At 68.8% G+C, this 19,565-nt stretch carries 19 protein-coding genes; 16 read left to right on the top strand and 3 right to left on the bottom strand.

Annotated features, from left to right (window positions below):
• On the top strand, positions 1 to 869 hold an 869-nt coding region (locus MYL53_RS16345; RefSeq protein ID WP_247855076.1), incomplete at its 5' end, for an aldehyde dehydrogenase family protein.
• 127 nt (positions 870 to 996) lie between these two features.
• Here the strand turns inward: MYL53_RS16345 and MYL53_RS16350 are convergent.
• On the bottom strand, positions 997 to 1,938 hold the full coding sequence (locus MYL53_RS16350) for an AEC family transporter (protein ID WP_247855078.1): 942 nt from the start codon (positions 1,936 to 1,938) through the stop codon (positions 997 to 999).
• 376 nt (positions 1,939 to 2,314) lie between these two features.
• On the opposite strand from MYL53_RS16350, the gene MYL53_RS16355 reads away from it, so the two are divergent.
• From MYL53_RS16355 to MYL53_RS16400, 10 genes are all read left to right on the top strand, one after another.
• Positions 2,315 to 3,319 (top strand): TRAP transporter substrate-binding protein, encoded by a 1,005-nt coding sequence (locus tag MYL53_RS16355; RefSeq protein WP_247855080.1) that lies wholly within the window; start codon positions 2,315 to 2,317, stop codon positions 3,317 to 3,319.
• A 68-nt stretch (positions 3,320 to 3,387) separates the two neighbouring features.
• Complete coding sequence (locus tag MYL53_RS16360; protein WP_247855082.1) at positions 3,388 to 3,921, top strand: TRAP transporter small permease; 534 nt, start codon at positions 3,388 to 3,390, stop codon at positions 3,919 to 3,921.
• A 4-nt stretch (positions 3,922 to 3,925) separates the two neighbouring features.
• On the top strand, positions 3,926 to 5,206 hold the full coding sequence (locus MYL53_RS16365) for a TRAP transporter large permease (protein ID WP_247855084.1): 1,281 nt from the start codon (positions 3,926 to 3,928) through the stop codon (positions 5,204 to 5,206).
• Between the two features lie 33 nt (positions 5,207 to 5,239).
• The gene (locus tag MYL53_RS16370; RefSeq protein WP_247855085.1) at positions 5,240 to 6,382 is read left to right on the top strand and encodes a mandelate racemase/muconate lactonizing enzyme family protein; all 1,143 of its coding nucleotides are present in this window, start codon (positions 5,240 to 5,242) and stop codon (positions 6,380 to 6,382) included.
• Positions 6,379 to 7,251, top strand: coding sequence for an amidohydrolase family protein (locus MYL53_RS16375; RefSeq protein WP_247855086.1), 873 nt, complete (start codon positions 6,379 to 6,381; stop codon positions 7,249 to 7,251). The genes MYL53_RS16370 and MYL53_RS16375 overlap by 4 nt, the downstream gene beginning before the upstream one ends.
• Positions 7,252 to 7,338: 87 nt before the next feature.
• Entirely contained in the window at positions 7,339 to 8,136 is a 798-nt protein-coding gene (locus MYL53_RS16380) for an NAD-dependent epimerase/dehydratase family protein (RefSeq protein WP_247855088.1), read from the top strand.
• A 272-nt stretch (positions 8,137 to 8,408) separates the two neighbouring features.
• Positions 8,409 to 9,143 carry a FadR/GntR family transcriptional regulator gene (locus MYL53_RS16385; protein ID WP_247855090.1) on the top strand — a complete coding sequence of 245 codons (735 nt, stop codon included), beginning with the start codon at positions 8,409 to 8,411 and terminating at the stop codon, positions 9,141 to 9,143.
• Positions 9,144 to 9,388: 245 nt separating this feature from the next.
• Entirely contained in the window at positions 9,389 to 10,204 is an 816-nt protein-coding gene (locus MYL53_RS16390; protein ID WP_247855091.1) for an alpha/beta fold hydrolase, read from the top strand.
• Complete coding sequence (locus tag MYL53_RS16395; protein ID WP_247855094.1) at positions 10,201 to 11,061, top strand: alpha/beta fold hydrolase; 861 nt, start codon at positions 10,201 to 10,203, stop codon at positions 11,059 to 11,061. The genes MYL53_RS16390 and MYL53_RS16395 overlap by 4 nt, the downstream gene beginning before the upstream one ends.
• 13 nt (positions 11,062 to 11,074) lie before the next feature.
• A complete protein-coding gene (locus MYL53_RS16400) occupies positions 11,075 to 12,133 on the top strand; it encodes a patatin-like phospholipase family protein (protein WP_247855096.1) in 1,059 nt (352 codons plus the stop codon).
• 3 nt (positions 12,134 to 12,136) lie between these two features.
• On the opposite strand, the gene MYL53_RS16405 is transcribed toward MYL53_RS16400, so the two are convergent.
• On the bottom strand, positions 12,137 to 12,712 hold the full coding sequence (locus MYL53_RS16405) for a Smr/MutS family protein (RefSeq protein WP_152479545.1): 576 nt from the start codon (positions 12,710 to 12,712) through the stop codon (positions 12,137 to 12,139).
• A 178-nt stretch (positions 12,713 to 12,890) separates the two neighbouring features.
• On the opposite strand from MYL53_RS16405, the gene prmB reads away from it, so the two are divergent.
• From prmB to phaC, 5 genes are all read left to right on the top strand, one after another.
• Positions 12,891 to 13,847, top strand: coding sequence for a 50S ribosomal protein L3 N(5)-glutamine methyltransferase (gene prmB, locus MYL53_RS16410; protein WP_247855098.1), 957 nt, complete (start codon positions 12,891 to 12,893; stop codon positions 13,845 to 13,847).
• A 19-nt stretch (positions 13,848 to 13,866) separates the two neighbouring features.
• Positions 13,867 to 14,952, top strand: coding sequence for a chorismate synthase (gene aroC / locus MYL53_RS16415; RefSeq protein WP_247855100.1), 1,086 nt, complete (start codon positions 13,867 to 13,869; stop codon positions 14,950 to 14,952).
• Between the two features lie 54 nt (positions 14,953 to 15,006).
• Entirely contained in the window at positions 15,007 to 15,405 is a 399-nt protein-coding gene (locus MYL53_RS16420) for a DUF6489 family protein (RefSeq protein WP_247855102.1), read from the top strand.
• 132 nt (positions 15,406 to 15,537) lie between these two features.
• The gene (locus MYL53_RS16425) at positions 15,538 to 16,014 is read left to right on the top strand and encodes a phasin family protein (RefSeq protein WP_247855105.1); all 477 of its coding nucleotides are present in this window, start codon (positions 15,538 to 15,540) and stop codon (positions 16,012 to 16,014) included.
• 86 nt (positions 16,015 to 16,100) lie between these two features.
• The gene (gene phaC, locus MYL53_RS16430) at positions 16,101 to 17,930 is read left to right on the top strand and encodes a class I poly(R)-hydroxyalkanoic acid synthase (RefSeq protein ID WP_247855108.1); all 1,830 of its coding nucleotides are present in this window, start codon (positions 16,101 to 16,103) and stop codon (positions 17,928 to 17,930) included.
• A 149-nt stretch (positions 17,931 to 18,079) separates the two neighbouring features.
• On the opposite strand, the gene lnt is transcribed toward phaC, so the two are convergent.
• Positions 18,080 to 19,540, bottom strand: coding sequence for an apolipoprotein N-acyltransferase (gene lnt / locus MYL53_RS16435; protein WP_247855111.1), 1,461 nt, complete (start codon positions 19,538 to 19,540; stop codon positions 18,080 to 18,082).
• Positions 19,541 to 19,565 lie beyond the last annotated feature (25 nt).

Consider the following 19,565-nt stretch of genomic DNA (forward strand, 5'->3'; position numbering starts at 1 on the left):
TGGGCTTCACCGGCTCGCGCAGCGGCGGCACCGCGCTGATGCAGGCCGCCCAGGCGCGCCCCGAGCCGATCCCGGTCTACGCCGAGATGAGCTCGATCAACCCGGTGTTCCTGCTGCCGGAAGCGCTCCAGGCGCGCGGCAAGGCGCTGGGTGAGGCCTTTATCGGCTCGCTGACCATGGGCGCCGGCCAGTTCTGCACCAATCCCGGCCTGGTCATCGCCGTGAAGGGCGAGAGCCTGGACGCCTTCGTGGCCGCCGCCGGCGAGGCGGTGAAGGGCGCCGCGGCCCAGACCATGCTGACCCCGGGCATCCATGACGCCTACGTGCAGGGCGTTGACGGCCTCATTCAAAGCCGCAAGGCCCGCGAGGTCGCCCGCGGCGCCGCCGGCGACGGCCCCAACGCCTGCCAGACCGGGCTGTTCGTGGCCGCCGCCGAGGACTTCATGAGCGACGAGGCGCTGCAGGCCGAGGTCTTCGGCGCCACCTCGCTGGTGGTCGAGTGCGCCGACCTCGACGAGGTCAAGCGCGTGGCGGAATCCCTGGAAGGCCAGCTCACCGCCACCCTGCAGATGGACGACGCCGACCTGGATGCGGCCCGTGCGCTGCTGCCGACGCTCGAGCGTCGCGCCGGCCGGGTGATGGCCAACGGCTGGCCGACCGGCGTCGAGGTGTGCCACGCCATGGTGCACGGCGGCCCGTACCCGGCCACTTCGGACTCCCGCACCACCTCGGTGGGCAGCGCGGCGATCCATCGCTTCCTGCGCCCGGTGTGCTACCAGAACCTGCCGCAGGGCCTGCTGCCCAAGGCCCTGCGCGACGGCAACCCGGCCGGCGTCAGCCGCCTGGTCGACGGCCAGCGCGAGGCCTGAGGTCCAGCATCGCAACAGGCAAGCAAGCACGTCTTGGGGCGGCCTTCGGGCCGCCTTTTTTATGCTTGAAGCGGGGAGCAGGCGGCGGCAGACGCTGTTCGATGCGAGGCGCCAGGAGAACGTCGTGCTATACCAGCCCGAAGACTTTAAGGGTAAATATCCCCGCGCTGATGGTGAACAGGCTGAGCGTGGTGCTGACCACGATGATGCTGGCAGCCAGGGCGGCATTGGCGCCGGCGCCACGGGCCATCACGTAGGCCACCGCCGCGCTGGGGCTGCCCAGAAACAGGAAGAGGATACCGAGTTCGGGGCCGCGGAACCCCATCGGCAGGGCCAGCAGGATGCCGAGGGCCGGCATCAGCATGACCTTCCACAGGCTCGCCTCGAGGGAGAGCGCACTGCCTTGCTTGATCGCCGATACGCTGAGGCCTCCGCCGATACAGATCAGCGCCAGGGGCAGCGATAGCGAGGCCAGGTAGTCGCCCGACGTCATCAGCCAGGCCGGAAGCTGCACGCCCAGATAGTTGAGCGGTAGCGCCGCCACGATGCCGAGGATGAGAGGATTGATCGCAACGTCCTTGAGGATCGCCAGGGGGTGCGAGCTGATGGTGGGGCTATAGACCGCCAGTACGATGGCCGACAGCACCAGGTTGAGCACGATGATGGCGCCGGCCATGATGCCGCCGAGCGACAGCCCGAGATCGCCGTACATGCTGGCCGACAGCGCCAGGCCGACGATGCCGCAGTTGCCGCGGAAAGCGCCCTGCACGAAGACGCCGCGATCTTCGCGAGGGCAGCGGGGCAGAGCCCATAGCCAGATCAGCCCGAAGGCGAGGGCCGACACGCCGAGATAGAAGCCGACCAGATCGAGGTTGATCGCACGGCCGGGCTCGGCGCGCAGGATGCTCAGGAACAACAGCGTCGGCATGGTGGCCTTGAACACCAGGCTGGACGCGGTATTGACGAAGGCTTGATCGATCCAGCCCAGGCGTTTCAGCAGTGCGCCAATGAACACCATGGCGAAGACCGGGAGACTGACTTCCAGTGTCCCGTGCAGGATGCTTTCCATCGCTTACCCCTCTCTTCCTGGTGATCGAACGCCCCTGAAAGCCGCGGCAACATCGGCGCATGTCACGCGATCGTCTCGCGAGTCATCGGCGGTCTGACGTTGGCTTCGTCCCAGGCTCTGTTTCATTGCACTTTGGTATGAAAAGCGCTCCGGGGCGTTGTCAGTCATATGACGTCCGTCTAGCTTGTAATTCATATGATGTATTACATAGATTTCTCGCGTTAATTTCCAGGCATTCGTCGAGGGCGGGCGTTCACGGCCGGTAGACGCTCGTCAGGAAGAAAGAGGGCGGCTGAAACGCCGCTGCATGTCGCCCGGCGACGGGCAGATGCCTCGCCACAACACGCCACCTCACCCTGCACTCAAGGAGCTTGTCATGCTGATCAACAAGACCATCAATCTCAGCAAGACCCTGACACTCGTCGCCCTGGCTGGCGCCGTATCGGCCGCTTCGGCCTCGGCCCTGGCCGATCAGTGGCGCGGCTGGAACATCCATCCGCCTTCCTACCCGAACAGCATTGCCCTGGAGAGCTTCGCCGACGAGGTCGCGGAGAAGACCGAAGGCAGGATCGAGCCCAAGATCTATCACAACGCCGTGCTGGGCGATCAGCCGGATGCGATCGAGCAGACCCGCAACGGGGCCCTGGATTTCGCCAACTTCAACATGGGGCCGATGGGGCCGATCGTGTCGGCGACCAACATCCTGTCGCTGCCGTTCATCTTCAAGAGCCCCGATGACATGTACCGGGTGATGGATAGCGAGATCGGCGACCGCTTCGCCGATGCGCTGGAAGAGAAGAACCTGATGGCGCTGTCCTGGTTCGGCTCCGGCGCGCGCAGCCTCTATAACACCGATCATCCGGTGAACACCCCCGTCGACGTCGAGGGCCTCAAGGTCCGGGTCATGAACAACGATCTCTACGTGCAGATGATCGACGAGCTGGGCGGCAACGCCACGCCGATGGCCTACAGCGAGGTCTATCAGTCGCTCAAGACCGGCGTCATCGACGGGGCCGAGAACAACTATCCCTCCTACGAATCCAGCGGCCACTACGAGGTGGCGAAGTACTACTCCCTCACCGAACACCTGATCCTGCCGGAGTGCCTGTGCGTGGCGAAGTCGAGCTGGGACACCCTGTCCGCTGAGGACCAGGGGATCGTGCGCGAGGCGGCGCAGCACGCGGCCGTCGAGCAGCGCCAGCTGTGGAAGGAGCGCGCCGAGACCAGCCGCCAGCGGGTGCTCGATGCCGGCGTGGAGATCAACGAGGTCGAGGACAAGGCCGCCTTCCAGGCCAAGATGCAGCCCATCTATGACGACTTCGTCGCCGAGCACCCTGACCTCGAATCGCTGGTCGAAGACGTCCAGGCCGCGCAGGAGTGATCCTGCCAATCCCACCCGGTTTCCCGGCACCGGCCTCGGGTCGGGAAACCCCGCAAGGATGGAATATCGTGTGTGCTTACTCTGAACACGCCGCCGACGCGGAAGAGGAGGCGGTGGCGCCATCCGCCGTCGACAAGGTGCTGGATGGCGTCGCTCATGCCTGCATTGCCCTGTCGGGCATCCTGCTGGTGTTCCTGATCGCCTCGTTCGGCTGGCTGGTCTTCGGCCGTTACGTGCTCAACGACACCCCGACCTGGGTGGAGCAGTCATCCCTGCTGATCGTGGTCTACGTGACCTGCCTGGGAGCGGCCGCCGGCGTGCGCAACGGGACCCACCTCAGCATCGAGATGGTGCGCGAGGGGCTGCCGGCGCTGCCGCGGACGCTGATGTGCCACGTGGCCGATCTCTTCGTGCTCCTGTTCGGGGCCTTCATGGCCTGGCAGGGCGGGATCATGGTGCTGGACAACATCGGCCGCCCCATTCCCATGATCGGGCTCTCCGAAAGCTGGCGCGCACTGCCGCTGGTCATCTGCGGCGGGCTGATGATGCTGTTCTCGCTCGCCAACATCGTCCAGCGTCTCGTCGCGCATCGGGGGAGGTAATCTCATGGGACTCACGATCCTCTTCGGCGTCTTCTTCCTGGGGCTGATCGTCGGCGCGCCGGTGGCCTTCGCCGTGGGCCTGGCGTCGGTCGTCACCTTCCTCTATGAGGGGCTGCCGCTGTTCGTCGGCTTCCAGCGCATCCTGTCCGGCATCTCGGTGTTCTCGCTGCTGGCGATTCCCTTCTTCATCTTCGCCGGCGAGCTGATGCTTCACGGCGGCATCTCCAATCGCCTGGTGCGCCTGGCCTCGGCGGCCGTGGGGCGCATGCGCGGCGGGCTGGGCATGGTCAACGTCTCGTCGTCGATGCTGTTTGGCGGCATCTCCGGCTCGGCGGTCGCCGATACCTCGGCGCTGGGCTCGATCCTGGTGCCGGTGATGAAGGAGAAGGGCTACGACGCCGACTATGCGGTCAACGTGACCGTGACCTCGTCGGTGGCCGGGGTGGTGATTCCGCCCAGCCACAACATGATCCTCTACGCCGTGGCCGCCGGCGGCGGCATCTCGGTGACCCAGCTGTTCATCGCGGGCATCGTGCCCGGCATCCTGATGTGCCTGGCCCTGGCCGTCGCGGCCTATGTGGTGGCCGTCAAGCGAGGCTATGCCGGCGAGGCCTTCCCCGGCTGGCAGGCGCTGGCCGTCAGCTTCGCCGCGGCGCTGCCCGGCCTGCTGACGGCGGTGATCATCGTCGGTGGCGTGCTCTCGGGCATCCTGACGGTGACCGAGTCCGGCGCCTTCGGGGCCATCTACGCCATCGTGGTCACCGGTCTGGTGTATCGCGAGCTGCGCTGGGAATCGTTCAAGCAGGCCGTCTACCAGTCGGTGCGCACGACCTCCCTGGTAATGATCCTGGTGGGCTGCGCCTCGGCCTTCTCCTACCTGCTGGCGCTGTACAGCGTGCCGGAGATGCTGAGCCACGCGCTGCTGGCGATCTCCGACAACCCCTACGTGATCCTGCTGCTGCTCAACCTGCTGCTGCTCGGGCTGGGCATGATCATGGACATGGCGGCGCTGATCCTGATCTGCACGCCGATCTTCCTGCCCGTCGCCACCCAGTTCGGCATGGATCCGATCCAGTTCGGCATCATCCTGATGATCAACCTGGGGCTCGGGCTGTGCACGCCGCCGGTAGGGTCCTGCCTGTTCGTCGGCAGCGTGATCGGCAAGATCAGGATCGAGCAGACGGTGCGCACCATCTGGCCTTTCTACCTGGCGCTGTTCGCGGTGCTCATGCTGGTCACCTACGTACCGGCGGTGTCGCTGCTGCTGCCTTCCTTCTTCCAGTAACGCTCATCGCAAGCGACAGGACAGGAAACCACGATGAAGATCGAACGCGTACACACGCACATCCTCGACTACCGGCTCGACCAGGCCTTCGAGAGCGCCTCGATGCGCTTCGAGCGGCGCCAGCACTGCCTGGTCGAGATCGTCTGCGACGATGGCACCGTCGGCTGGGGCGAGTGCCTGGGCCCGGCCAGGGCCAATGCCACCATCGTCGGGCTCTATGCCGGGGCGCTGATCGGCGCCGACCCGCTCGAGACCGAGAAGCTGTGGCTCGAGCTCTACAACCGGCTGCGCGACCAGGGGCAGCGTGGTCTGACCATGACCGCCCTGAGCGGCATCGACATCGCGCTGTGGGACATCAAGGGCAAGCGCTACGGCGCGCCGGTCAGCGAGCTGCTCGGCGGGCGCTTCCGCGATGAGGTCCGCGCCTACGCCACCGGCTCGTTCCGCCGCGACGGCGTGGACCGCGTCCAGGACGTCGCCGAGGAAGTGGCCGACCATGCCCGGGAGGGCTTCCATGGCGTCAAGATCAAGATCGGCTTCGACGTCGAGGAGGACCTGCGCGTCATCGCCGCCGTGCGTGAGGCCATCGGCCCCGAGCGGCGGCTGATGATCGACGCCAACCATGGCTATGACGTGCTCGAGGCGATCGAGGTCGGCAAGCGCGCCGAGCGCTTCGGCATCGACTGGTTCGAGGAGCCGGTGCTGCCCGAGCAGCTCGACGCCTATCGTGCCGTGCGCCGGGGCCAGCCGATCCCCGTCGCCAGCGGCGAGAACTGGCACGGCCGCTACGCCATGCTCGAGCCGCTGTCGACTCGGGCGGTGGACATCGCTCAGCCGGACGTCTGCGGCGTCGGCGGTTTCTCGGAAATGCGCCGCGTGGCCGATATGGCGGCGATGTTCGGCGTGCGTCTGGTGCCGCACGTCTGGGGTACGGCGGTATGCATTGCCGCCAGCCTGCAGGCCATGGCCGCGCTGCCGCCCAATCCGCCGCGTCGTCGCCCCCTCGAGCCGATCATGGAATTCGACCGTACCACCAACCCCTTCCGCCAGGCCGTGGTCGAGACGCCCCTCGAGCATCGGGACGGCATCATGCGCATTCCCGACGGCCCGGGGCTGGGGATCGCCATCGACCGCGATGCCCTGCGGCGGTTCGCGCTCGAGGAGCAAGACGCATGACCGAGGTCCCCGCCAACACTCGGCCCCTCTACGGGCCTGCTCCTCGACTCCAGGCACCGCCCGGCGCTACCGACTGTCATATCCATCTCTACCTGCCGGGGCATCGGGCCCAGCCCGGCGGACCGGCGATCCCCGAGCTCGCCACGGTCGAGGACTATCGCCGCGTACAGCGTCGCCTGGGGCTGGAACGGGTGGTGGTCACTCAGTCCAACGCCTACCAGACCGACAACGCAGCGCTGCTCGAGGCGCTCGCCGAACTCGGCACCGACAGCGCCCGCGGCGTGGCGGCGGTGACGCCGGAGACCTCGCCCCGCGAGCTAGAGGCCTGGCACGAGAGAGGCGTGCGCGGCGCGCGCATCATGCAGCTGCCCGGCGGCGCGGTGCCGATCGAGCGCATGCCCGAGGTCGAGCGACGCATCCGACCGCTGGACTGGCACCTAATGGTGCAGTTCAACGGCCGCCATCTCGACGACTACCGTGACGCGCTACGCCGCCTCGAGGGCGATTACATCATCGACCACATCGGCAAGTTCATGGACCCGGTGGCGGCAGACGATTCGCGGGTCGACGAGATCCTGCGGCTGCTCGATCGCGGCAACGCCTGGTTCAAGATCTGCGCCGGCTACGAGGCCAGCCTGACGGGCGGGCCGCATTACGCCGATGTCGGGGCCATCGCCCGGCGCGTCATCGCCCACGCGCCGGAGCGCATCCTGTGGGGCAGCAACTGGCCCCACGTCGGGGTGCCGCGTTCGCAGTACCCCGACGATGCCGAGCAGCTCGACGTGCTGCTGGAATGGGCGAGCCCCGAGGCGCGACGCAAGATCCTGGTCGACAACCCGGCCGCACTCTATGGCTTCGGCGTCGACTGACGTCAACACTCGATGCTGCCCCCACTTTTTTCATTCGCTCCCGTCCTTCGGGGCCGGGAGCGACGCGAACGCGAAGGAGACAACCTGATGCTGAATCGAATTCTGGTGACCGGCGCCGCCGGCGGCGTGGGCAAGGCCATTCGCCCCCACCTTGCGCGTCTGGCTCACAAGGTACGGCTGTCGGACGTCGCCGACCTGGGCGAGGCGGCCGAGCACGAGGAGCTCGTATCCTGCGACCTGGCCGATGCCTCGGCGGTCAACGCCCTGGTGGCGGACTGCGACGGCGTGATTCACCTGGGCGGCGTGTCGGTGGAGAAGCCCTGGGAGGGCATCCTGCAGTCGAACATTATCGGCACCTACAACCTCTATGAAGCGGCGCGCAACCTGGGCAAGCCGCGCATCGTGTTCGCCAGTTCCAACCACACCATCGGCTTCTACCCGCGCAGCACCCGGATCGACAGCCGGGTACCGCACCGTCCCGATTCCCTCTACGGGGTCTCGAAGTGCTTCGGCGAGGACCTGGCCAGCCTCTACCACGACAAGTTCGGCGTCGAGACGCTGAGCGTGCGCATCGGCTCCTGTTTCCCCAAGCCGGCGGACACGCGCATGCTGGCGACCTGGCTGAGCGTCGAGGATTTCGTGGCCCTGCTCGAGCGCGCCTTCGCCGCGCCGAAGCTGGCCTATACGGTGGTCTATGGCGCCTCCGCCAACGCCGAGCGCTGGTGGGACAACAGCCAGGCGGCGTTCCTCGGCTGGATGCCCCGCGACAGTTCAGAGCCCTGGCGCGTCGAGGTCGAGGCCGAAGCGGGTGAGATCGATCCGGACGACCCGGCGGTGGTCTATCAGGGCGGCAAGTTCGTCACCCTTGGCCACCCCGACGATTGAGCGATGCCGTGCCATCGCCTCATTCGATACTCAGGGGAAACTGCCGCCATCACACGTAGCGAGGGGGCGGCCCGACGGCGCAGCCGGGAGTACGGGGTGCGATTCCCGAGCCCCTGTATCGTGAGCTGGTACGGCTGCGAGATGATAGCGCATGAGCCGCCGGCCATGCCGTTCGGAAGGGCTTTTCGTGTGATGTATGATAAATAGAGCGTGTCCCGTCGCCGCCGTCGAGGCGACCGACGGATAGGCCATCGAAGGCAAAGGATTCGGACATGACGAGATCGGGAACGTGGGAGGTTCAGCGCGTCAATCGAGCGGGCAGCCTGTCCCAGGCGGTCGTGGAGCAGCTCGAGCGGCGCATCGTCTCCGGCGAAGTGCCGGTGGGCAGCAAGCTGCCCACCGAGAGCGAGCTGTGCGAGGCCTTCGGGGTCAGCCGTACGGTGATCCGGGAGGCGGTCACGCACCTCAAGTCGCTGGGGCTGGTCGAGACCCGCCGCGGCGTCGGCACCACGGTGCTGCGCAACGAGGCCGCCGAGGCGCGCCCGGCGGTGCACGTCAGCCCGCGCACCGTGGAGGACATCCTGCAGGTGCTGGAGCTGCGCCTGACCCTGGAGCCGCGGGCCGCCGAACTGGCCGCCCTGCGCCACGACGACGAGGACCGCCGGCGGCTGGAGGCGCGCCATGCCGAGTTCGTCGCCGCCCAGGCGGCGCATTCACAGGCGCGTCGCGAGGACTTCGCCTTCCATCACGCCATCATCAAGGCGACCCACAACGACTGCTTCGACCGCCTCTACGAGCCGCTGAGCGACAGCATGATCCCGCGGGCCAAGCTGCTCAGCGCCGACATCGACCCACGCGGCACGGCGCGCTATCTGGAGCGGGTCAACGAGGAGCACGTGCGCATCCTGGAGGCCATCCTCGAGCGCGACGGCCCGGCGGCCCGCACGGCGATGCAGCAGCATCTTGAGCGCTCGCGCGACATGTACGCCCGCTATCGCGACAGCTGACACGGCATGGAGAGGGGCGTTTGAGGCCGGCTCGCTTCAGCGGGCCAGCCACAGGCCGACCACGATGGCGGCGATCACGGTGGCGAAGAACAGGCGGTTGCGCAGGCGGGTATCGCGGGGCGGCTTGTGGGGATTCACGCGGGACTCCGTTGGACGGGGTGGCCGAAAGACGACTTGGCGGCCCATGGTATTCTCGTTAGCCTGCCATCGCCACTCGCGCCCCGCGCCTCAACACGGATGATGCCATGCGCCGACACGCCACCGATGCCCCTCCACCGCTGGTCTTCGCCCACGCCAACGGCTTTCCGGGCCAGAGCTATCGCAGCCTGCTGGCACCGCTGGCCGAGCGCTTCGATGTCCATCCTCTGGACCGCCTCGGCCATCACCCCGATTTCCCCGTCGGCCACAACTGGCTGGCGCTGCGCGACGAGCTGCTCGAGCGCCTGGCCGAGTTCGACGAGCCGGTGATCGGCGTCGGCCATTCCATGGGCGGCGTGCTGATGGCGATGGCTGCCGAGCAGGCCCCGGAGCGCTTCCGCTGCGTGACGATGCTCGACCCGCCGCTGATGCTGGGGCTCGATGCCCTGGCGATGAAGGCGGTCAAGCGCCTGGGGCTGACCGACCGCTTCACGCCGGCGGGCAAGACCCTCGGCCGTCGCGACAGCTGGTCGAGTGCCCAGGCCATGCGCGACTACCTGCGCCGTCGGCGACTGTTCCGGAACTTCACCGACCAGGCCCTCGACGACTACGTGGAGGGCGGTACCCGCACCCTGGACGACGGCCGCGTGGTGCTGCTGTTCGACCCCGATATCGAGGTCGCGGTGTTCCGTCATCTGCCCGACCATCTCGATACGCTGCCCGACCTGCTGCAGGTACCGGTAGGCGTGTTGGCCGGGGGCGAGTCCGACCTGCTGACGCCGCATCGCTGCCGGCGGCTGAAGCGCCGCGGCGTGCGCCTGGCCGAGGTGCCGGGTGGCCACATGTTCCCCATGGAGCATCCCGACGCCACCCGGCGTGCCCTGACGGCGATGATCGACGAGATGCTGGAGACCACGCCATGACGGCGCCGACACCGCTGCGGCTGGCCGGTGGCCGCCTCGCCGCCCTGGCCTGGGGCGAGAGCACGGCGCCGACCTGGCTGGCGCTGCACGGCTGGCTCGACAACGCCGCCAGCTTCACGCGGCTGGCGCCGCTGCTGCTCGAGCGCCTGGGCATTCGCCTGGTGGCGCTGGACTTCGCCGGCCACGGCCACTCTCGGCACCGGCCGGGCAACGATGACTATGCGATCTGGGACTATTGCCACGACGCGCTGGATGCCCTGGACGAGCTCGGCGTCGAGCGGACCACGCTGCTCGGTCATTCCATGGGCGCCGGCGTGGCCTGCCTGCTGGCCGCCGCCGTGCCGGAGCGCGTGGCGGCGCTGCGCCTGATCGACGGGCTCGGCGTGCTGACCACCGAGGCCCTTGATGCGCCGGCGCAGCTGCGCAAGGGGCTGCGGGCCCATCGCCGGCCGGCGTCCCGGGCGCCGCGCTATGCTGATGAAGAGAGTGCCGTGGCGGCCCGGGTGGCCGGCGGCGTCACCCCGATCGACGCCGAGACCGCCCGCCCGCTGGTCAGGCGCAACCTGGCCGAGGAGGATGATGGCCGTCTGCGCCTGCGCACCGATCCACGCCTGCTGCGGGCGTCGCCGGTGCGCTTCACGCCCGAGCAGGCGACGGCCATGCTGGCGGCGATTCGCTGCCCGGTGCTGTGCGTGGAGGGAGAGGCGGGGATCCTCGGCGAGCGGGAACGGGCGCAGCGGGCCCGCGCCGCGGTGAGCGAGCTGCAGCGGCGCGTGCTGCCGGGCGGGCATCACCTGCATCTGGAGCCGGACCGGGTGGCGGCGGTGGCCGAGGCGATCGTGGCCGGCCAGGCGTGACGGGGGACGAACGATGAACGCGAGACGGGAAAGCGAGGGGCGTCGGGTCTCGCTGACGCTGGGCAGCGGCGGCGCCCGGGGCTATGCCCATATCGGCGTGATCGAGGAGCTGGAGGCGCGCGGCTACGAGGTGGTGGCGCTGTCGGGCTGTTCCATGGGCGCGCTGGTCGCCGGCGTGTACGCGGCGGGGCAGCTAGACCGCTATAAGGAGTGGGTGTGCCGGCTCGACTACTTCGATGTGCTGCGTCTGGTGGACGTCACCTGGAGCCCGATGGGGGCCATGAAGGCCAACAAGGTGATGGGCAAGCTCGACGAGCTGATCGGCGACATCCGCCTGGAGGACCTGCCGATTCCGGTGACCACGGTGGCCACCGACCTGACCCGCCAGCGCGAGGTGTGGTTCCAGGACGGCCCGCTGCTGGAAGCGATCCGCGCCTCCATCGCCGTGCCGGGCGTGATCACGCCGGTCCATCGCGGCGACCAGGTGCTGGTCGACGGCGGGCTGCTCAATCCGCTGCCGATCATGCCCACCGTGTCCACCCGTGCCGACCTGGTGATGGCGGTCAACGTCACCGCCCAGAGTTCCCAGCCGGTCACCCTGGAGGCCCTGCTGCCGCCCGACGAGGCGGCCGAGGAGCAGGCCCGCGAGGTGGCGCGGGACAAGGGCGCGGTCGACTTCGGCGGCTGGATGGAGGGCGTGCGCGGCGCCACCCGGCGGCTGTTCGGCAACGGCAGCGAGGGTGAATCCGCCGAGGCCGCGGAGCCCGAGCCGGGCCGCCGCGCCTGGGGGCGGCTGGACATGATCCTGGCGTCCTTCGACATCGCCCAGGCGGCGCTGGCCAAGTACAAGGTGGCGGGCTATCCGCCGGACGTGCTGATCGAGGTGCCCAAGACGGTCTGCGGGGCCTACGAGTTCCACCGCGCCGAGGCGCTGATCGCGCTGGGGCGGCATCTGGCCCGGGAGGCGCTCGACCGCCGCGAGCAGGGGCTCGGCCGGGTCTCGGGGCCGGAGGTGGTGGAGGCGCGGCCGGTCACGCCGAGCGCGACGGATGATCGGGAAGAGAACGCCTAGCGTTCAGCGGCCGTCGCGCTGGCGGCGCAGCATCACGTAGACCGCCCCGGTGCCGCCGTCGGCCTCGGTGGCCGAGCAGAACGCCAGCACGCTGGGCCATTCACGCAGCCAGGCGTTGACGTGGCTCTTGATCACCGGGTAATCGGCCTGGCCGGTCCAGGCCTTGCCGTGCACCACCAGCACGCAGCGGGCGCGGTTGGCGGCGGCGTCGGCGAGGAAGGTTTCCAGCTCGGCGCGCGCCTCTTCCAGGGTGTAGCCGTGCAGGTCGAGCCCCGCCTCCCAGGCGAGCTGGCCGCGCTTGAGCTGCTGGCGGTCGCGATAGGGCATGTCCGGCAGGAAGAAATCCAGATACTCCGAGGGGCGCACCGCCTCCACCCGACCGTCCGAGGTGCGCCCGCTGGCGGCGTCCTCGCCGGCCGAGGTGGCGGCCTCGCGCCGCGCCCGGGCGGCCTCGTCGGCGCGCCGGGGGCGACCCGGATCGGCACGGTTGCTCGCGAGCGGACGCACGCCGGCGTCGCTCAGGGCCTGGCGGAAGGCGCTGATCTCGTCGTCGTCGGGGCGGTGGCGGCGTCGGCTCATGGGGCTCTCTCGAGGCTCTCTGGCGGTGGCGGGGGAAACGGGATGATGGCGACGCGTCGGCCTCGGCGGGCGCGTCGCGAGAGACCCGAGTATACCGGCCCTGACGTGGCTGTGAACCGCCGCCGCGGGTACAATCACGGGCCTTGCCGATTTCCAACCGTCAACCACAGGATGTCTCGTGGCCGAACCTTCCGCTTCCTCGTCCGCTTCGACCCTGACGCTCTCCGATGAGGCCCTCGCCGAGGGGCTGATCACGCTCAGGGACTGCCTGCGCTGGACCGCCAGCGAGTTCCACCTGGCCGGCCTGCATTACGGCCACGGCACCGACTCCGCCTGGGACGAGGCCGTGGCGCTGACGCTCGGCGCCCTGCACCTGCCGTGGGACGTCGATCCCGGCGTGCAGGATGCGCGCCTGCTGCCCATGGAGCGGGCCCGCATCGTGGCCCTGGTGCGCGAGCGCATCACCAGCCGTCGCCCGCTGCCTTACCTGCTCGGCGAGGCCTTCTTCGCCGGCCTGCCGTTCAGCGTCGACGAGCGGGTGCTGATCCCGCGCTCGCCGATCGCCGAGCTGATCGAGCACGGCTTCGGCGCCTGGTTCCCGATGGAGCCGCCGGCCCGGGTGCTCGACCTGTGCACCGGCTCGGGCTGCATCGGCCTGGCCACCGCCCTGTACCTGCCGACCTGCGAGGTCGACCTGGCCGACATCAGCCCCGAGGCGCTGACGGTGGCGCGGCAGAACATCGCCCGCCATGACGTCGCCGACCGGGTGCGGGCCGTGGAGTCGGACCTGTTCGCCGGTCTCCAGGGGGAGCGCTACGACCTGATCGTCTCCAACCCGCCCTACGTGGACGCGCGCGACCTGGCCACCATGCCCGCCGAGTTCGGCCACGAGCCGGGCCTGGCGCTGGGCGCCGGCGACGACGGCCTGGACATCGTGCGGCGCATCCTGCGCGAGGCCCGCGACCATCTGACCGACGACGGCGTGCTCATCGTCGAGGTCGGCAACTCCGATCGCCACCTGGAGGCCGCCTTCCCCGAGGTGCCCTTCCTGTGGCTGGAATTCGAGCGCGGCGGCCAGGGCGTGTTCGCCCTCACCGCCGCGGAACTCGACGCCCATGCGGCGTCCTTCAGCTGAGCAGTCAAGAGGCACGCCCATGTCCGGCAACACCTTCGGCAAGTTGTTCACCGTCACCACCTTCGGCGAGAGCCACGGCCCGGCGCTCGGCGCCATCGTCGACGGCTGCCCGCCGGGCCTGCCGCTGACCGAGGAGGACCTGCAGCGCGACCTCGACCGTCGCCGCCCCGGTTCGTCGCGTCATACCACCCAGCGTCAGGAGCCGGACCGGGTGCGCATCCTGTCCGGCGTCTTCGAGGGCGTGACCACCGGCACCTCGATCGGCCTGTTGATCGAGAACACCGACCAGCGCTCCAAGGACTACTCGAAGATCAAGGACCAGTTCCGCCCGGCCCACGCCGACTACACCTACCAGCACAAGTACGGCATCCGCGACTATCGCGGCGGCGGACGCTCCAGCGCCCGCGAGACCGCCATGCGCGTGGCGGCCGGCGCCATCGCCAAGAAGTACCTGGCGAGCCAGGGCATCACCATCCGTGGCTACATGAGCCAGCTCGGCCCCATCGCCATCGATTTCAAGCAGTGGGACGCCGTCGAGCAGAATCCCTTCTTCTGCCCCGACCCGGACCGGGTGCCGGAGCTCGAGGCTTACATGGACCAGCTGCGCCGCGATCAGGACTCGGTGGGCGCCAAGGTCTCGGTGGTCGCCGAGGGCGTGCCGCCGGGGCTCGGCGAGCCGGTGTTCGATCGACTGGACGCCGAGCTGGCTCACGGGCTGATGAGCATCAACGCGGTCAAGGGCGTGGAGATCGGCGACGGCTTCGCCTCGGTGTCGAGCCGTGGCAGCGAGCATCGCGACGAGATGACCCCGGAGGGCTTTCTCTCCAACCACGCCGGCGGCGTGCTGGGCGGCATCTCCAGCGGCCAGGCGATCGTCGCGCATCTGGCGCTCAAGCCGACCTCCAGCATCACCACGCCGGGCCGGTCCATCGACCTGGACGGCAATCCGGTGGAAGTGGTCACCAAGGGCCGCCACGACCCGTGCGTGGGCATTCGCGCCACGCCGATCGCCGAGGCGATGATGGCCCTGACCCTGCTGGATCATCTGCTGCGCCATCGCGGCCAGAACGCCGACGTCAGCGTGAGCACGCCGCGGCTGTCCTGAGGTCGCGACTGCTACACTGACGGCACAGCCATTCATCTTCGACAAGGCGGTCATATGAAGATCAACGTCGAGTTCGACCTGACCCCGGACGAGTTTCGCCGCGCCCTGGGCCTGCCCGACGTGGAGGCCTTCCAGCAGGAGCTGCTGGCGCGCATCCAGAAGCAGATGGAGTCCGGCGTCGAGGGCTACGACCCCATGAGCCTGATGCAGCCCTTCCTGCAGCAGTCGATGTTCCAGCAGCCCGGCTTCCAGCAGGGGCTGTCCCAGGGCCTGGCCAGCTTCGGGAACTATCAGCAGATGATGCTCGACATGCTCAGCAAGGCCGCCGCGGGAGGGCGAAGCGGCGCCGGCGAGGGCGACGACGGCAGCCAGGACGGCGATGATGCCAAGGGCGGCGCCGGCGCCAAGGCCTCGGCCGCCAGCGCCCGCTCCCGGAGCAAGCGCGAGGGCTGATGCCGTGCGCGGCTCGCGCGCTTTTCCTGCGGGACTTGACGCCTGTCATGCGCTTGCAACGGCAGGCATGCAAGACTAGTCTTTGTGCAGTGCAGCACGGCTTTCGTCAGCATTCCTTCGGGAGGAGCGACCATGCAGGACAAGACGTTCGATGCCATCAACGAACAGACCCGTCAGTTCTTCGAGCCCATGCGCAAGCTGAACTCGCTGATGCTCCAGAACATGGAGCGCGTCAGCGAGTATCAGATGGAGTCCCTCAAGCGCTACAGCCAGATGGGAACCGAGCGTCTGCGCGACGCCACCGAGATCACCGATGCCGACAGCCTGCGCGACTTCGGCACCCGCCAGGCCGAGATGATGAACGAGCTCTCCCAGCAGATGCTGGAAGACGCCCGCACGCTCGGCGAGATGAGCCTCAAGTTCAAGGCCGAACTCGAGCAGCTTTACACCGAATCCGGTCAGGCCTTTGCCGAGCAGGCCGGCCAGGCGGCCAAGCCCGCCGCTACCGCCAAGCCCGAGGCGGAAAAGCCCGCGACCGCCGAGAAGCCGGCGCCGGCCAAGTCCACCAGCCAGGCCGCGCGCAAGCACAGCGGCGGCAGCGCCAGCTGATCGTTCGACCCGCTAGGTGATGGCCACCGCCCCGTGGTGCGAGGGGCGGTGGTCTTTCGTTTATGGCAGCGCGACAGGAGGTGTCAATGCAGCCAGGGAGTGAAGCATTCTCGCAGGCCGATCTGGAGGCCTGGGGCGCCCAGGTCCAGGCGATCGGCGAGGAGTACAAGGCCCTGTTGGAGGAGCTGATTCCGCGGATGGTGCCGGACGACGCGGCCCAGTCCGTCTATGCCCACATGCGCGAGGCCTTCCAGGCCGGGGCGGAATCGCTGATGCAGGATCCGGCCCTGCTGTGGGAGACCCAGGCGCGCCTGGTGCAGGACCAGTTCCAGCTGTGGCAGAACGGCATGCGCGCCATGGCCGGCGAGGCCGTGGAACCGCTGGTCACGCCGGCCAGGGGCGATCGCCGCTTCCAGGACGAGGCCTGGACCAGCGATCCTCACTATCTCGCCATCATGCAGCAGTACCTGCTGTTCTCGCGCTGGGTTGAGGAGCTGATCGAGCGCCTCGACGGGCTCTCCGCCGAGCAGAAGCGCAACCTGGCCTTCTACGCGCGCCAGCTGGTCAACGCCATGGCGCCGACCAACTTCGTCTCCACCAATCCCGAGGTGATGCGCCGCACCATCGAGACCCGCGGCGAGAACCTGGTCGAGGGCCTGGCCCGGCTGCGCCAGGACCTGCTGGCCTCCGCCGAGGGGCTGAACGTCACCATGACCGACCGCAGTGCCTTCAGCGTGGGCGAGAACATCGCCGTCACGCCGGGCTCGGTGGTGTACGAGAACGAGCTGATCCAGCTGATCCAGTACGCGCCGAGCACCGAGCAGGTGTTCAAGACGCCGCTGCTGATCGTGCCGCCGTGGATCAACAAGTACTACATCCTCGACCTGCGCCAGGACAACTCGCTGGTCAAGTGGCTGGTGGACCAGGGCCACACCGTGTTCCTGATCTCGTGGCGCAACCCGGGCCCCGAGCAGGGCGACCTGACCTGGGCCGACTACATGCAGCTGGGCCCGATCAGCGCCATGGAGGCGATCGAGCAGGCCACCGGCGAGAAGTCGGTCAACCTGCTGAGCTACTGCGTCGGCGGCACTCTCGCGGGCTCCACGGTAGCCTATCTGACCAGCACCCGGCGCGGGCGCAAGGTCAAGTCGGCGACCTACATGACCAGCCTGTGGGACTTCCGCGATCCCGGCGAGATCGGCGTCTTCCTCGGCGAGCCGGTGCTCAGCGGTATCGAGGCCAAGCTCGAGCAGGACGGCTACCTGGATGGCCGCATCATGGCCTATTCGTTCAACCTGCTGCGCGAGAACGATCTGTTCTGGTCGTTCTACATCAACAACTACCTCAAGGGCGACGTGCCGGCGCCCTTCGACCTGCTGTACTGGAACACCGACGGCACCAACCTGCCGGCGGCCACCCACGGCTGGTACTTGCGTCACCTCTATGCCGAGAACCGCCTGGTCGAGCCCGGCGGCATCGAGCTCGATGGCGTGAAGATCGACCTGCGCAAGATCTCGGTGCCGAGCTACTTCGTCTCCACCCGGGACGACCACATTGCCAAGTGGAACAGCACCTACCACGGCGCGCTGCTGCCCAAGGGGCCGGTCAAGTTCGTGCTGGGCGGGTCCGGCCATATCGCCGGCATCGTCAATCCGCCGCACAAGAACAAGTACGGCTTCTGGACCAACGACGAGCTGCCGCCGACCCCGGAGGAGTGGCTGGAAGGGGCCGAGGCCCACGAGGGTTCCTGGTGGCCGAACTGGCAGGCCTGGATGACCGACAACGGCTACGCCGACGCCGAGAAGAGGGTGCCGGCGCGCCAGCCCGGCGACGGCGAGCTGGATATCTTGGAGCCGGCGCCCGGGCGGTTCGTCCGCATGACCATTCCGGAAGTGCTCGGGGAAGCGCAGGAGTAAGGGGTTAGGGGAAAGATGCGAGAGGTAAGGAGCAAGGGGCGGCTAGGCCGCCCCTTGTGCTATCCGAGCGGCGGCTCAGGCTGTCCTCGCACCTCGCACCTCGCACCTCGCACCTCGCACCTCGCACCTCGCACCTCGCACCTCGCACCTCACCCCTTGCGGCGAATCCGCAGCCCCGGCAGCACCAGCAGCGCGCCGAGCAGCCACATCGGCCAGCTGCCGGTGCGCGAGAAGGGTGTGAGGCCCTGCATCGGCGTGACCTCGCCGGTCAGCGTGGCGACCTCGAACTGCGGTGCCCGGTCGGTGACCCGGCCCTGGTCGTCGATCAGCGCGGTGACGCCGTTGCTGGTGGCGCGGATCACCGGACGGCCGTTCTCCAGCGCCCTCAGCCGGGCCATCTGCAGGTGCTGCAGCGGGCCGATCGAGTGCCCGAACCAGGTGTCGTTGGAGACGGTAAGGATCACGTTGGAGCGGCGCGCCTGGCGGGCCACCAGGTCGGCGTAGATGATCTCGTAGCAGATGGCGTTGCCGATGCGGGTGCCGGCGGCGTCCAGCGGCGCCTGGTGCTGCGGCCCCGGGGTCATGGCCGGCATCGGCAGGTCGAAGAAGGCGATGGCGCCGCGCAGCAGGGCCTCCAGCGGCAGGTACTCGCCGAACGGCACCAGGTGGCGCTTGAGGTAGGTCTCGCCGTCGTCGACGTCGAGCACGCCGTTGTAGTAGCGGCCGTCTTCGCGGGTCAGGATGCCGGTGAGCAGCGTGCTCTGGGGCGGCAGCAGGGTCTGGGCGCGCTCGAGGATCGGCCGCGCCTGGTCGGCGAACATCGGCAGCGCTGCCTCGGGCCAGATCACCAGGTCCGGGGCGTCATCCAGCCGGGCGGTCAGCGACAGATAGGTGTTGGCGGCCTGGCGCTGGCCCTCCGGCGTCCACTTGATCAGCTGGGGCAGGTTGCCCTGCAGCAGGGCAACGCGCAGCGGCTCGCCGGCGGGCGTCGTCCACTGGGCGGGCAGCGCCAGCGGCACCAGCCACAGCGCGGCCAGCGGCAGGGCGGCCCACCAGCGGCGGCGCAGCAGCGACACGCCGAGGGCCCCGGTCAGGGCCACGATCAGCGACAGCAGGTAGACGCCGCCGACCGGCGCCCAGGGCGCCAGCGGCGAGTCCACCTGGCCGCTGCCCAGCAGCAGCCAGGGAAAGCCGGTGAACAGCCAGGTGCGCAGCGCCTCGCCCAGCACCCAGGCGCCGGCGAAGGTCAGCACCGACAGCCGTGGCCCGCACAGGCGACGGTAGAGGCCGAGGGTGACGGCGAAGAACAATGCCAGGGCGGCGACGAACAGCGCGGTCAGCGCCAGCGCCAGGGGCACGCCGGTATAGCCGTAGTCGTGGATCGACACATAGACCCAGGACGCGCCGGTGCCGAACAGGCCGAGCCCGTAGCACCAGCCGCGCCAGGCGGCCTGGCGGGCATTGAGCGATGGCAGCCCGGCATAGAGCAGGCCGGCGGCCACCGGGGCCAGCCACCAGAGCTGAAACGGGGCGGCGGAGAGCGTGGTGAGCACGCCGGCGGCGATCGCCGCCAGGGGCCCGAGGAACCGATGAAGGCGAGGGGGCGTCATGGCACCGTCCTTGGTGAAAAAAGCC

Origin of the sequence: Halomonas getboli, from assembly GCF_023094245.1 — a bacterium.
Lineage (GTDB): Bacteria > Pseudomonadota > Gammaproteobacteria > Pseudomonadales > Halomonadaceae > Halomonas > Halomonas getboli.

Coding starts and splice junctions, on each gene's coding strand:
- aroC (WP_247855100.1), top strand. CDS start 13,867: ATGTCCGGCAACACCTTCGGCAAGTTGTTCACCGTCACCACCTTCGGC.
- MYL53_RS16365 (WP_247855084.1), top strand. CDS start 3,926: ATGGGACTCACGATCCTCTTCGGCGTCTTCTTCCTGGGGCTGATCGTC.
- MYL53_RS16425 (WP_247855105.1), top strand. CDS start 15,538: ATGCAGGACAAGACGTTCGATGCCATCAACGAACAGACCCGTCAGTTC.
- MYL53_RS16350 (WP_247855078.1), bottom strand. CDS start 1,938: ATGGAAAGCATCCTGCACGGGACACTGGAAGTCAGTCTCCCGGTCTTC.
- MYL53_RS16380 (WP_247855088.1), top strand. CDS start 7,339: ATGCTGAATCGAATTCTGGTGACCGGCGCCGCCGGCGGCGTGGGCAAG.
- MYL53_RS16420 (WP_247855102.1), top strand. CDS start 15,007: ATGAAGATCAACGTCGAGTTCGACCTGACCCCGGACGAGTTTCGCCGC.
- phaC (WP_247855108.1), top strand. CDS start 16,101: ATGCAGCCAGGGAGTGAAGCATTCTCGCAGGCCGATCTGGAGGCCTGG.
- MYL53_RS16400 (WP_247855096.1), top strand. CDS start 11,075: ATGAACGCGAGACGGGAAAGCGAGGGGCGTCGGGTCTCGCTGACGCTG.
- MYL53_RS16370 (WP_247855085.1), top strand. CDS start 5,240: ATGAAGATCGAACGCGTACACACGCACATCCTCGACTACCGGCTCGAC.
- MYL53_RS16355 (WP_247855080.1), top strand. CDS start 2,315: ATGCTGATCAACAAGACCATCAATCTCAGCAAGACCCTGACACTCGTC.
- MYL53_RS16395 (WP_247855094.1), top strand. CDS start 10,201: ATGACGGCGCCGACACCGCTGCGGCTGGCCGGTGGCCGCCTCGCCGCC.
- MYL53_RS16375 (WP_247855086.1), top strand. CDS start 6,379: ATGACCGAGGTCCCCGCCAACACTCGGCCCCTCTACGGGCCTGCTCCT.
- lnt (WP_247855111.1), bottom strand. CDS start 19,540: ATGACGCCCCCTCGCCTTCATCGGTTCCTCGGGCCCCTGGCGGCGATC.
- MYL53_RS16385 (WP_247855090.1), top strand. CDS start 8,409: ATGACGAGATCGGGAACGTGGGAGGTTCAGCGCGTCAATCGAGCGGGC.
- MYL53_RS16405 (WP_152479545.1), bottom strand. CDS start 12,712: ATGAGCCGACGCCGCCACCGCCCCGACGACGACGAGATCAGCGCCTTC.
- MYL53_RS16390 (WP_247855091.1), top strand. CDS start 9,389: ATGCGCCGACACGCCACCGATGCCCCTCCACCGCTGGTCTTCGCCCAC.